Origin of the sequence: Pseudalkalibacillus salsuginis (assembly GCF_021646685.1) — a bacterium.
In the GTDB taxonomy this organism is placed as follows: domain Bacteria; phylum Bacillota; class Bacilli; order Bacillales; family Fictibacillaceae; genus Pseudalkalibacillus; species Pseudalkalibacillus salsuginis.
This window is the reverse complement of record NZ_JAKJHW010000004.1, coordinates 84,768-97,569: the sequence shown is the minus strand read 5'-3', so window position 1 is coordinate 97,569 and position 12,802 is coordinate 84,768. Positions and strand designations below refer to the sequence as shown.

The window sequence follows — 12,802 nt, the reverse complement described above, 5'->3', positions numbered from 1 at the left end:
TTCCAAGAGAATGATTTTCTTTTTTAATAAATTGGGGTGAAGAATATGTCATTTGACGGAATCATGACCAGAGCTATTACACATGAACTTACCGAACAGCTATCACAAGGAAAAATCACCAAAATCTATCAACCGTTCCCGACAGAGTTGATCTTTGTCATACGTTCAAAAGGGAAATCAAAACGCGTACTTATTTCAGCAAATGCCAGTTTTCCAAGAATTCATTTGACTGAACAGCCATATGAAAACCCGAAAGTACCTCCGATGTTCTGCATGCTGCTCCGTAAGCATCTGGAGGGCGGTGTCATAGACCGTATCGAACAAACTGGCCTTGAGAGAATCATCACCTTCCATATTGCATCAAGAAATGAAATCGGGGATATTACACATAAACTGCTGATCGTGGAAATCATGGGGAGACATAGCAATATTTCATTAGTGGATACGGATTCCAACATCATATTGGACTGTGTGAAGCATATCCCACCAGCACAAAATAGACATCGTACCTTGTTGCCAGGCAGTCCATATGTATTCCCGCCAGCACAACATAAAACAAATCCATTAGAGGCAGACGAGAATACCCTCATACGTAAACTCGATTTCAACGCGGGTAAGCTTGAAGGACAGATCGTACAGAAATTTGAAGGAATTTCACCGCTTGCAGCAAACGAAATCATTTCAAGAGCGAAATTAGGGGATCGCAGCTCTTTGGCTTCTTCCTTCGTCGCTGTTATGAATGATGTGAAAAACCATACCTATCACCCGGTCATGACTGTCACAGACAAGAAGGAATATTTCTCTGTCATCGAATTGACCCAGCTTAAAGGTGAAGAGACTCGGTTTGAAACGGTCAGCAGCTTGTTGGATCGTTACTTTTTCGGAAAAGCAGAAAGAGACCGTGTTAAACAACAAGCTACTGATCTAGAAAAGTTCTTACGAAATGAATTGAAGAAAAATCAACAGAAACTACCGAAGCTGAAAGAAACGTTATCCAATTCTGAAAAAGCCGAAACATTCAAGTTATATGGAGAACTGATCACGGCGAATATCTATCAACTCAGCAGGGGGATGAAGGAAGCAGAATTGCCGAATTATTATGATGAAGATGGTGGGACAGTCAAGGTTCCGTTAGACAATCAAAAGTCGCCATCGGAAAATGCCCAGCATTACTTCAGGCGATATAACAAGCTGAAAAATTCCATCCAATATATACACGAACAAATTGCAGAGACAAATGATGAAATCAAATATTTGGAGTCCTTGTTACAACAACTGGAATCGGCTTCTGCAAGCGATGTGGAGGAAATTCGTGAAGAATTGGAAGAAGGCCATTATTTAAAGAAAAAGACGAGGCAGAAACAGAAGAAAAACAAAAAGCCAGCGATCGAGCATTACCGTTCTTCATCAGACCTCGACATTTGGGTCGGTAAGAACAACAAACAGAATGATTACTTGACCAACAAATTTGCAAGCCCAAACGATATCTGGCTCCATACAAAAGATATTCCAGGTTCCCATGTCGTCATACGGAGCAACAATCCGGATGAAACGACTCTGATGGAAGCGGCAAATATTGCTGCCTATTTCAGTAAAGCTAAACACTCTGGTTCTGTCCCAGTTGATTACACTTATATCAAACATGTAAAAAAACCGAGCGGCTCGAAACCAGGCTTTGTCACCTACGACAACCAAAAAACACTTTACGTCACGCCGGATGAAGACTTAGTCTATGATTTGCAACAAGGCCGTACTTGATTTCCATTTTGAAAGCACTGGAAGATCACTCTGTTTTTTTTAATGCTGTCCCAAGACTGTATTTCGGATACAGGAAACCTTATTTATTTTAAAAACCCCATATACTACAGAAATAGAGGACACCTCGGACCCTTAGGGTAGATTTATTAAGAAAAAGCTGCCTTTAACCTGAATAACGGTTTTGGTATCCTCTACTTTTCCAAATCTTATCATTTTGTCACAAATGAAGGAATAGATGTCCTCTAAAATTCCAGAACAACTAAGATAGATTGCTATTAGTCAAAAAGACTTAAATGGGTTCGCTTGTTTTCAAAAAAGACTCAAAACCATGGAGAGTTTTCATTTTCTCCGTGGTTTTTCATAAGGCTTTTGGGATATTTAGGTTGGATTTTTTCAAGGGGAAATTCGTAAGCCGTAAGCTCAGAAGAGAAACGAGCAAGGAGGTAAGCCACAAATATCTGAGTTTCTAAAAGCTTTATGCAAAAGGTTTAATTTTATCAAGAGTAGTGAATTATACAATTAAGCTAATGAACTGTAAAAGTTTTAGTGAAATTCGAAACCAGAAAGGGAGTCATTTATGATACGTACAATCCTAATGATCATTGGAGCTATCGTTGTAATCAGTTTTCTTGTTAACTGGCTCTTCTAGTCTCAATCCACGATTGCCATCATTCTGGACGAATAGTAAACGGTAATGGGCAGCATGTACAAGGCCGCCCTCTTTTTTTTATTCTGTTCATAAGACAGCTCGGGTGCCAAAAATCCGGATCAAAATGTCCGTATAAGGGTGTCACCGCTTCAATTCAAACAATTGTAAATTTAAATTTTTGCGGTTGTGATCATGGCAAGTCCATCCAAAACTTCTTGATGAACTACTTGTTTGGCCCCCAAATCCTTTAGCAAATCTGTCATTTCTTCGGTACTATACCTATGTCTGCGAGTCGAAACGTTGGACCACTTCAATAATGTTGTCTGTTCAAATCCAGTGAGGCCGTTTTTTTTACCATATTCGAAAGCGTTCATCTGATTCATTTTTTTGCTAGGGTTCAACATCGTAACAGCGCCCTCAGGACTCGTTACTCTGATCAGCTCTTTAAGTCCTTTATCAGGTTCTGGTAGAAGGAACATGACGCATGTAGAAAGAGAGACTTGAAATCGATCATCTTCAAAAGGCAGTGCACAGGCATCCGCTACCAAAAACGTCGATTTGTCATCACGGTCATGCAGGAAAAAGTTTTGCTGACTGGCCTTTATCATTTCAGAAGATAAATCGATCCCTGTCACATGTTCCGCTTCATCAACTCCACGTAATAAAAGGCGTCCGGTTCCACATCCTACATCCAATATTCGGGCACCTTTCCAGTTCCCTGACTGTATTTTCAATTTTTCATGGATTGAACTTAACCAGCTTGTTTTTGCCATTCCATCGAAGAAAGAGACAAGCTGATCAAATTCCTCACCCTCCATCTTTCTCACGAGACCTCACCCCAGACGATTATTTAAAAGCCACATTCGACCAGGATTCAGGATCTTTACACCAGTCATTCAACTCACTGATCGAGTCGTTTGATATTTTTCCCTCTTCTGCAGCTACATCTACTAATGTATTAAAATCAGAAAGGGTATGCACGTTCAATGATATTTCAGTGAATGCTTCTTTTCCCTTTTGTAATTCATAGGTGAAGATGGCTGCACAGCCGAGAATAGTAGCCCCTCCATCCTTGAGAGCCTCCACTGCATTCAGTACACTGCCGCCTGTTGAAATCAGATCTTCAATGACTACGACTTTGGTTTCTGCAGAAAGCCTACCTTCTATTTGTTTTCCTTTTCCATGGGCTTTCGCTTTCGAGCGGACATATACCATCGGCAAATTCATCCGATCAGCGACTAATGCAGCATGGGGAATTCCAGCTGTAGCAGTCCCGGCAATAGCTTCCACATTCGGAAAATGTTTTTCGATCAACGCTACAAAAGAATCAGCAATCTTCGATCGGATTTCCGGATGGGAAATGATTAGGCGGTTATCACAATAGATCGGTGCTTTCAAACCGGAAGACCAGGTGTACGGATTATCTGGTCTTAATGTTACAGCTTCTATATCAAGTAAATATTTAGCGACCTGTCGTTTCATAGGTAATCCCCCATTCGTTTTGGATATTACGATAAGTCCTGACCGGATTATTTGACCTGGTGATCGTCCGTCCGACAACGATATGATCACTGCCTAACTCTTTCGCCTTGCCCGGAGTCGTCACTCGCGTCTGATCATTTTTTTCATCGGACAATAAACGTATTCCTGGTGTTACACTCAAAAAATCAGAGCCACAGTCCTCCTTGATAAGAGGTACCTCCAATGGTGAACAGACTACACCGTCAAGACCGGCAGATTGAGCATTTTCAGCAAGATTCGAAACCGAATGTTCGATTGAACCTGGAATCAATATTTCTTCATTCATCATCTTTTTCGAACTGCTGGTCAATTGAGTGACTGCAATACATTTAGGGCGGTGACTTCGGCTTCCTTCCTCTAATCCCTGCACAGCCCTTTCCATCATCTCTATACCGCCCATTGCATGGACGTTGACCAGATCGACATCAAGCTTAGCCAATCCTGCCATCGCTTTATGGACCGTATTCGGAATATCATGGAGCTTCAAATCCAAGAAAATGGCATGTCCTTGTTCTTTCAGAATCCGGATCAGCTCAGGACCTTCCTGATAAAACAGCTCCATTCCTACTTTGAGGAAAAGTTGCTCCCCTTCAAATGGGGTAAGGAATGCCTGGACATTTTCCTTAGACTCGAAGTCTAGTGCTATGATGATGGGCTGTAGCATGATTTCCAGCTCCTTCCGACCAACTCACTGATATGGCCGATCTTCTTTTCAGTCAACCTCTCTTCAAGTTCAGTGATGATTTCAGGGCAAACGAACGGGTTCACGAAGTTGGCTGTCCCGATAGCAACTGCACTTGCACCAGCCAAAAAGTATTCAAGCACATCATCTGCAGACGTGATGCCTCCCATACCGATGATCGGTATCGAAACACGTTGGCTGACTTCATAAATCATCCGGATTGCAACAGGCTTGATGGCGGGACCAGATAATCCACCTGTACGGTTTGCGATGACAGGTTTCTCTGATTTCAAATCGATCCGCATCCCCAACAATGTGTTGATCATCGCTAACCCGTCAGCACCAGCAGCCTCAACAGCTTGGGCGATTTCTGTTATATCCGCTACGTTAGGAGAAAGCTTCACATATACCGGTACTTCTGACACTTCCTTCACTGCTCTGGTCAGCTCCGCAGCCACACTGGGGTCCGTCCCGAATGTAATCCCGCCTTCCTTTACGTTAGGGCATGAAATGTTCAACTCAAGTGCAGTCACATTCGGTGCTTTAGAAACGGTCCGGGCTACAGCAACATAATCTTCAGTCGTGGTCCCTGCAATATTTACAAGGATCGGGACATCATAATCTGCTAAGAAAGGAAGTTCTTCGGCAACCACTTTTTCAAGTCCAGGGTTTTGCAGACCGATTGCATTAAGCATACCTCCTGGGGTTTCGGCTACGCGTGGAGTCGGATTGCCAAAACGAGGTTCATCCGTTGTCGCTTTAATTGCGATCGCTCCCAATCCGCTCAAGTCATAAAGCTTGGAAAACTCACGGCCAAATCCGAAGCAGCCTGAGGCAGGCATGATCGGATTCTTCATATTCAATCCTGGCAATTGGATATCAAATCGACTCATAGTTGGATCACTCCTTGAGGAAATACCGGTCCATCCGAACATATTTTACGATATCGGTGTCCAGTTGGATCATCCTTCACACTGCAGACACAGGCGAAGCAAGCCCCGATTCCGCACCCCATCCGCTCTTCAAGTGAGAAATATGCACGGTCGGGGTTCAACTGCTCTTCGATCGCTTTCAACATCGGAGTCGGACCACATGAATAAAGCACATCGTAGGCTGGTGCTTCTTGTTTCATATAATCAGTTACGAACCCCTGGTATCCGAGAGTTCCATCAATCGTCGTGACCGCTGTCGTTCCGAGTTGTTCGAAGGCATCTGCATAAAAGGCATCCTTCTTTGATGCGAAACCAAGAACATGAACTACCCGCACGTTACGCTCCACCAATTTCTTGGATAAATAATAGAGGGGCGGCACTCCTATACCTCCGCCGATAAGTACCGCAGTTTCACCCTCGGCTATTGTATCTAACGGAAAGCCATTACCTAAAGGCCCGAGCACATCCAACCGATCTCCTTTTCTTTTTTGCGAAAGGAGAAGTGTTCCTTCCCCTTCCGCCCGATAAAGGATGGTACACTGCTTCCGATCAAAGTCAACATCACATATGCTGATTGGTCTCCTGAGTAGTGGCATGTATTGGTCGCCGACCCTGATATGCAAAAATTGTCCAGGTTCCACCATGTCCGTGACCATTTCACCTTCAAACGTCAATTCATAAATTTTATCGGCAATTTGTTCGTGATGAACGACTTTGGTCAACTCTTTCCTCAAACAAGAACACCTTCCTTCCTTTTTTCAAAGGATGGCATTTCATTCGCGGAGAATGTCATCGACTCTACGACACTCAAGATTGCACTAACAGTATCGAAGGAGGTCAAGCACACTGCCCCATTTTCAACTGCTTCTCTTCGGATCCTGAATCCGTCTCTTGCGGGCTGTTTTCCCTTCGTCAACGTATTCACGACGAACTGGACTTCACCTTGCTGGATACGATCCAATAAGCTCGGGCTTCCCTCTTGGATCTTATTGACGACCGTTACTGGAATATTGTGCTCTCTGATGAAGTTTGCCGTTCCTTCTGTAGCAAGGATTTGATACCCGATCTCGTAAAAACGCTGGACGAGTGACAATCCTTCTTCTTTATCTTTATCTGCAATCGTGAACAACACAGATCCAAATGTCGGAATCTTCATGCCAGATGCAATCAAACCTTTATAGAGCGCCTTTTCCAATGTTCGATCGCGCCCCATGACTTCTCCTGTCGATTTCATTTCAGGGCCTAGCGTAATGTCGACACGGCGAAGTTTCGCGAATGAGAACACTGGGACTTTGACGAATACATCCTTCGGTTCAGAGTGATAGCCTGTTTCATATCCTAATTGCGACAAACTTTCCCCGAGGATGGCCTTTGTTGCAAGGTTCGCCATCGGAACCCCAGTGATTTTGCTCAAGAATGGTACCGTTCTGCTTGAGCGTGGGTTTACCTCAAGCACATAAAGCTCATCCTTGCAGATGACATACTGGATGTTCAACAGCCCGACGATCTTCAATCCCCTTGCCAATTTAGTCGTGCATTCAATGATCTGTTCTTTCATTTCCTTTGAAAGCGTCTGAGGTGGATAGACAGCAATCGAGTCTCCTGAGTGTACCCCAGCCCGTTCGATATGCTCCATGATGCCTGGGATGTAGACTGTATCCCCATCTGAAATCGCATCCACTTCAATTTCCTTGCCGAATAGGTAACGATCGATCAAAACTGGATGTTGCGGGTTGATCCTTACTGCATTTTCCATATACTGAAGGAGTTCATTCTCTTGATAGACGATTTCCATCGCGCGTCCTCCAAGTACATAGGATGGTCTGACCAGGACCGGATAACCGATATCTTTGGCCACCTGCACTGCTCCTTCTACGGAAGTCGCGGTTTTCCCAGGAGGCTGTGGAATCTCGAGCATTTGTAAGGTCCGTTCGAATTTATCACGGTCTTCTGCACGGTCCATATCCTCCAAGCTAGTTCCAAGGATCTGGACGCCTCTTTTACTCAGTTCAGATGCAAGGTTGATCGCTGTTTGTCCCCCGAATTGGACGACGACTCCGATCGGATTTTCTTGCCGGACTACATGCATGACATCTTCTACAGTCAATGGTTCAAAGTAAAGTTTATCTGACGTGCTGAAATCCGTCGAAACCGTTTCAGGATTATTGTTGATGATGATCGCTTCATAACCGGCCTCTTGGATTGCCCAGACGGTGTGTACTGTAGCATAATCGAATTCAATTCCCTGCCCAATACGGATCGGTCCAGAACCTAACACAAGCACACTCTTTTTCTTGCTTTCTTCGACTTCATTTTCCTGGCCGTAAGTGCCATAATAATATGGGGTTGCGGAATCGAACTCCGCTGCGCATGTATCAACCATCTTATAGATCGGCATTACCTGATTCTCTTCCCGCAGATTGTAGATTGCTCGTTCTGTCGTGCCCCATAGCTTTGCGATGGTTTTGTCTGAAAAACCTTTGTTCTTGGCCTCCTTCAAGAGGTCAATATCATAAGGCTGGGAAGCTAATGCATTCTCGATCTCTGTAATGTTCTTCAATTTATATAGGAAGAATGGGTCGATCTTCGTCCATTCATAAATGGAATCGATCGTAACACCATAACGCAATGCTTCAGTCACGTTATATATCCTTTGGTCATCCGTCTTCATGAGAACGGCTTCCCAGTCAGTATCAATGGTCGGATCGAGGGAGCTTTGCAAATGATGGATATCGGTTTCAAGTGAACGTACAGCCTTCAATAAAGATTCTTCAAAGTTTCTGCCGATCGCCATCACTTCGCCCGTTGCTTTCATTTGTGTTCCAAGCGTCCGGTTGGCTGCCTCGAACTTGTCAAAAGGCCATCTCGGGATTTTCGTCACGACATAATCCAGTGCTGGCTCGAAGGATGCATAGGTTCGGCCAGTCACAGGGTTTTTCAGTTCATCAAGTGTATAGCCGACTGCGATTTTCGCTGCCAGTTTCGCAATTGGATAACCGGTCGCTTTGGATGCTAAGGCAGATGAGCGGCTGACACGCGGATTCACTTCAATGATGTAATAATCTGAGCTGTTCGGATCTATTGCAAGTTGGACGTTACATCCGCCTTCGATTTCAAGTGCACGGATGATCTTCAAGCTTGCATTCCGCAGCATTTGATATTCACGGTCCGAAAGTGTCTGGCTCGGAGCGACGACGAACGAGTCTCCCGTGTGGACGCCAACTGGATCGATATTTTCCATGTTACAAACGACGATTGCGCCGTCGTTCCCGTCCCTCATTACCTCATATTCGATTTCCTTGAAGCCTGCAATGCTTTTTTCCAATAATACTTGAGAAACAGGACTGTATTTCAATCCGCTTGATACGAATTCGGTCAACTCTGCTTCGTTGCTTGCTATCCCTCCGCCAGTACCGCCAAGTGTGTAAGCTGGTCTGATAATGACAGGGAAACCGATCTTCGCAACAAACTCTTTTGCTTCAGGTAAAGATCGAATGATTTCACTTTCTGGGATCGGTTCATTCAATTCATTCATCAATGTTCTGAACAGGTCACGGTCTTCAGCTTGTTGGATCGACTGCAGATTGGTCCCGAGCAGTTCGACAGCATACTCATCCAAAATACCTGCATCATGAAGCTCGACTGCAAGGTTCAGACCAGTCTGCCCACCTAATGTGGCCAGGACGCCGTCAGGCTTTTCTTTACGGATGATCCGACTCACAAAGTCGACCGTAAGCGGCTCAATATAAACTTTATCAGCCATCGTCGTATCGGTCATTATTGTCGCAGGATTTGAATTTACAAGAATGACTTCGTATCCTTCTTCCTTTAATGCCTGACATGCTTGAGTCCCTGCATAATCAAATTCTGCAGCTTGACCGATTACGATTGGTCCTGAACCGATTACCAGTATCTTTTGAATATCTAAACGTTTTGGCATACTTGATCCCCCGCTTTCTTAGATGTCTTCATCAATGCGATGAATTGTTCAAACAGATCATTTGAGTCAGTCGGCCCAGGCGAAGCTTCCGGGTGGAACTGGACGCTGAACGCTGGATGATGCTTATGACGGTACCCTTCAATCGTATCATCATTGATCGCCATATGTGTTACGACCAAACCTGTTTCATCAATTCCTGTGACGTCTACTGTGTAGCCATGATTTTGAGAAGTGATCATCACTTTTCCAGTCTCAAGATCCTTGACTGGATGATTCACACCTCTATGCCCGAATTTCATCTTGATCGTCTTGACACCGCATGCCAACCCTAGAAGTTGGTGTCCGAGACAAATTCCGAAAACAGGTACTTTTCCAAGGATGTTTTTGACCATTTTGATGGCTTCTGGTACATCTGTCGGATCCCCTGGTCCATTGCTGAGCATCACCCCATCAGGTTGTAACCGCAGGATTTCCTCGGCACTGATGTCATACGGTACGACAGTTACATTACAGCCCCGTTCGATCAATTCTCTAAGAATGCCTCGTTTCGCGCCGAAATCCACCAGGACGACCCTTTTGCCTCTTCCCGGTAGTGTATAAGGGGTATGGGTCGAAACTTTCTTCACTTGATCTCTCGGCAAAGCTTTAGCAGCTAGATCTGCAGCAATTTCTCCTACATCTGCTTCCATTGCTGCGATTTTCCCTTTCAATGTTCCGTGAATACGGATTTTCCTTGTTAATGCCCGCGTATCTAATCCAGTTATCCCGGGTATATCCTTCACTTTCAGCAGCTCATCGAAAGTACTTGTCGATTGCCAATGATTCGGCTCTACAGTCGCTTCACTTACGATAATACCTGCTGCCGCAGGATCGATTGATTCGAAGTCTTCATGATTGATGCCATAGTTTCCGATCAATGGATAAGTGAATGTAATGATCTGATCACAGTAGGATGGATCAGAAAGTGTTTCTTGGTATCCTGTCATCCCAGTCGTGAAAACCACTTCTCCTGTCGATTCCCGCAAACTTCCGATTCCAATCCCTTCAAACGTGCTACCATCTTCTAAAATTAGTTGCCTTTTCATGATGCAAATACACTCCCATTCTTATAAGCTACTTTTCCTGCGACGAATGTCAGTATCGGCCATCCATTACAAATCCGGTCTTTGAAAGGGGTATTCCTTCCCTTGGATGCAAAATTCTCAACCTGGATCGGATTCTCATGTTCCAGATCGATGACTACGAGATCAGCTGGCGCACCAACTTCAATCCTCCCGTATGGCAACCCGAAGCATCGTGATGGCTCGGTTGTCATTCTACTGATCAAGAAGTCAAGGTTACAGATTCCTGGTTGTACCAGATATGTGTATAACAAAGGAAATGCTGTTTCCAATCCTACAATCCCGAAAGGCGCCCGTTCGATACCGACAGATTTTTCTTCGATAGCATGGGGGGCATGATCGGTTGCGATAAAATCGATTGTCCCATCAAGCAAGCCTTCAATCAACGCTTCACGATCTTCTTTGCTCCGAAGAGGAGGATTCATTTTGAAATCCGGAGAGCGATCCACGATATCGTCCTCACAGAGCAACAGATGATGCGGCGTTACTTCTGCAGTCACGTTGATGCCAGCTTTTTTCGCATCGCGTACGACCCTGACCGACTCCTTCGTACTGATATGACACACGTGATAATGGACACCTGTTGCTTCAGCCAGTAGGACGTCCCTTGCAATCTGGACACTTTCACAGACAGAAGGGATCCCATTAAGACCATTCGCTTTTGAATACTCACCTTCATGGACACAGCCGTTATGGATAAGGGAATTTTCCTCACAATGAGCGACGATCGCCATATCGAGTGCAGCTGCCCGTTGCATAGCCTGCAGCATTTTATCAGCGTTTTGGATTCCGACACCATCATCTGTAAAAGCGAAGGCACCTTCTTGCTTCAACGTTTCGAAATCGACCAATTCGTCACCGATTTGACGGACTGTTATAGAAGCGTATGGAAGCACTCTTGTGACAGCTGTTTCTTTGATCCGTTTCTGCAGGTTCATCATCGTTGTCGGGCTATCTGGTACTGGACGGGTATTCGGCATAGCAGCAATCGTGGTGAATCCCCCTTTAGCCGCAGCCTTCGTCCCGGTTTCTATCGTTTCCTTATGTTCTCCTCCAGGCTCACGGAGATGTACATGCAGATCTACGAATCCTGGTGCTAGAAGTTTCCCCTCGGCATCGATGACTTCGTGATCTTCGCGATCAATATTGGATCCAATTTCTGCAACCTTCGAATCTAAAATCAATACATCCTTCAACTTCCGGCTTTCTTCATTCCAAACCCGAGCGTTCTTAAGTAAGATTCCCATAGCTTACTTCCTCCTCAATTTGTAGTGCCCATTCTAAGGCTGCCATCCGTATTGCAACTCCATTTGTCATCTGTTTGAAAATCCGTGAACGCGGACCCTCAACCAATTCATCCGCAATTTCGACTCCTCGGTTGACAGGAGCTGGATGAAGGATGATACTTTGTTTTTTCATCATTTTTTCTCTTTCTACAGTCAAGCCATAGAGCTTATGATACTCCTCTTTCGTCAAATCCATCGTCTGGTCGTGCCGCTCGTGCTGGATTCTGAGCATCATTACCACATCAGCTTCAGATACCGCTTGTTCCATCGGTACATATTTTCCGTTTGGCAAAGCGCCATCATACCATTGTTCAGGTCCTGAGAACATGACCTTTGCCCCCATTTTCGAAAGCAAGCTGGCATTAGACCGAGCTACACGGCTATGTCTTATATCTCCGATGATCGCTACCGTCAAACCTTGTAACACGATAAATTCCTGTTGAATTGTCAGCATGTCTAACAACGATTGGGTTGGATGATTTCCACATCCATCACCTGCATTCAAAATCGGAATCGTTATATTCTTCAATTCTTCGTAGAAGTGATCTTTAGGATGCCGGATGACGAAAGCGTCAGCGCCAATTGCTTCAAGTGTCCGTACTGTGTCATATAAAGATTCACCCTTCAGCACACTGGAAAATTGTGATTCGACGTCCAAAACGTGGAGACCAAGCCTTTTTTCGGCTACCTCGAAACTGAATTTCGTCCTCGTACTCGGTTCATAAAATATATTCGCTACAAATTTAGGTTCTTTTGGACTGATCCTTTTGAATTCTTTGTCTACATAGTATTGGGCCCTATGCAGAATTTCATCAATATCATTCATCTGTAAAGCATCAATTGTAAGTAAGTGGCTCATCCAAGACACGCTCCTAACTCTTGTATTTCCTAGCCGTCCACCCTTTTGGGTCTC

Annotated in this window: 10 protein-coding genes; 1 reads left to right on the top strand and 9 read right to left on the bottom strand. The window is 44.6% G+C overall.

Going from position 1 to position 12,802, the window contains the following annotated elements; all coding sequences use genetic code 11:
* The first annotated feature begins 45 nt into the window (after nt 1–45).
* Nucleotides 46–1,758 (top strand): Rqc2 family fibronectin-binding protein, encoded by a 1,713-nt coding sequence (locus L1611_RS12315; protein ID WP_236313574.1) that lies wholly within the window; start codon nt 46–48, stop codon nt 1,756–1,758.
* Between the two features lie 819 nt (nt 1,759–2,577).
* Here L1611_RS12315 and L1611_RS12310 read toward each other — a convergent pair.
* Genes L1611_RS12310 through L1611_RS12270 form a run of 9 tightly spaced genes read right to left on the bottom strand, consistent with a single transcriptional unit; the run spans nt 2,578 to nt 12,748 of the window.
* Nucleotides 2,578–3,225: a class I SAM-dependent methyltransferase gene (locus tag L1611_RS12310; RefSeq protein ID WP_236313944.1), complete on the bottom strand. Its 648-nt coding sequence runs from the start codon at nt 3,223–3,225 to the stop codon at nt 2,578–2,580.
* Between the two features lie 28 nt (nt 3,226–3,253).
* Nucleotides 3,254–3,889 (bottom strand): orotate phosphoribosyltransferase, encoded by a 636-nt coding sequence (pyrE, locus tag L1611_RS12305; protein WP_236313573.1) that lies wholly within the window; start codon nt 3,887–3,889, stop codon nt 3,254–3,256.
* Nucleotides 3,870–4,592 carry an orotidine-5'-phosphate decarboxylase gene (gene pyrF / locus L1611_RS12300; protein WP_236313571.1) on the bottom strand — a complete coding sequence of 241 codons (723 nt, stop codon included), beginning with the start codon at nt 4,590–4,592 and terminating at the stop codon, nt 3,870–3,872. Before pyrF ends, pyrE begins: the two co-directional genes overlap by 20 nt.
* Nucleotides 4,571–5,503 (bottom strand): dihydroorotate dehydrogenase, encoded by a 933-nt coding sequence (locus L1611_RS12295; RefSeq protein ID WP_236313568.1) that lies wholly within the window; start codon nt 5,501–5,503, stop codon nt 4,571–4,573. The genes pyrF and L1611_RS12295 overlap by 22 nt, the downstream gene beginning before the upstream one ends.
* Nucleotides 5,500–6,276 (bottom strand): dihydroorotate dehydrogenase electron transfer subunit, encoded by a 777-nt coding sequence (locus tag L1611_RS12290; protein ID WP_236313564.1) that lies wholly within the window; start codon nt 6,274–6,276, stop codon nt 5,500–5,502. Before L1611_RS12290 ends, L1611_RS12295 begins: the two co-directional genes overlap by 4 nt.
* Nucleotides 6,273–9,482 (bottom strand): carbamoyl-phosphate synthase large subunit, encoded by a 3,210-nt coding sequence (gene carB, locus L1611_RS12285; protein WP_236313562.1) that lies wholly within the window; start codon nt 9,480–9,482, stop codon nt 6,273–6,275. The genes L1611_RS12290 and carB overlap by 4 nt, the downstream gene beginning before the upstream one ends.
* Nucleotides 9,467–10,567 carry a carbamoyl phosphate synthase small subunit gene (locus L1611_RS12280; protein ID WP_236313559.1) on the bottom strand — a complete coding sequence of 367 codons (1,101 nt, stop codon included), beginning with the start codon at nt 10,565–10,567 and terminating at the stop codon, nt 9,467–9,469. Before L1611_RS12280 ends, carB begins: the two co-directional genes overlap by 16 nt.
* Nucleotides 10,564–11,850, bottom strand: a complete 1,287-nt coding sequence (locus L1611_RS12275) for a dihydroorotase (RefSeq protein WP_236313558.1) — start codon at nt 11,848–11,850, stop codon at nt 10,564–10,566. Before L1611_RS12275 ends, L1611_RS12280 begins: the two co-directional genes overlap by 4 nt.
* On the bottom strand, nt 11,834–12,748 hold the full coding sequence (locus L1611_RS12270; RefSeq protein ID WP_236313557.1) for an aspartate carbamoyltransferase catalytic subunit: 915 nt from the start codon (nt 12,746–12,748) through the stop codon (nt 11,834–11,836). Before L1611_RS12270 ends, L1611_RS12275 begins: the two co-directional genes overlap by 17 nt.
* Nucleotides 12,749–12,802 lie beyond the last annotated feature (54 nt).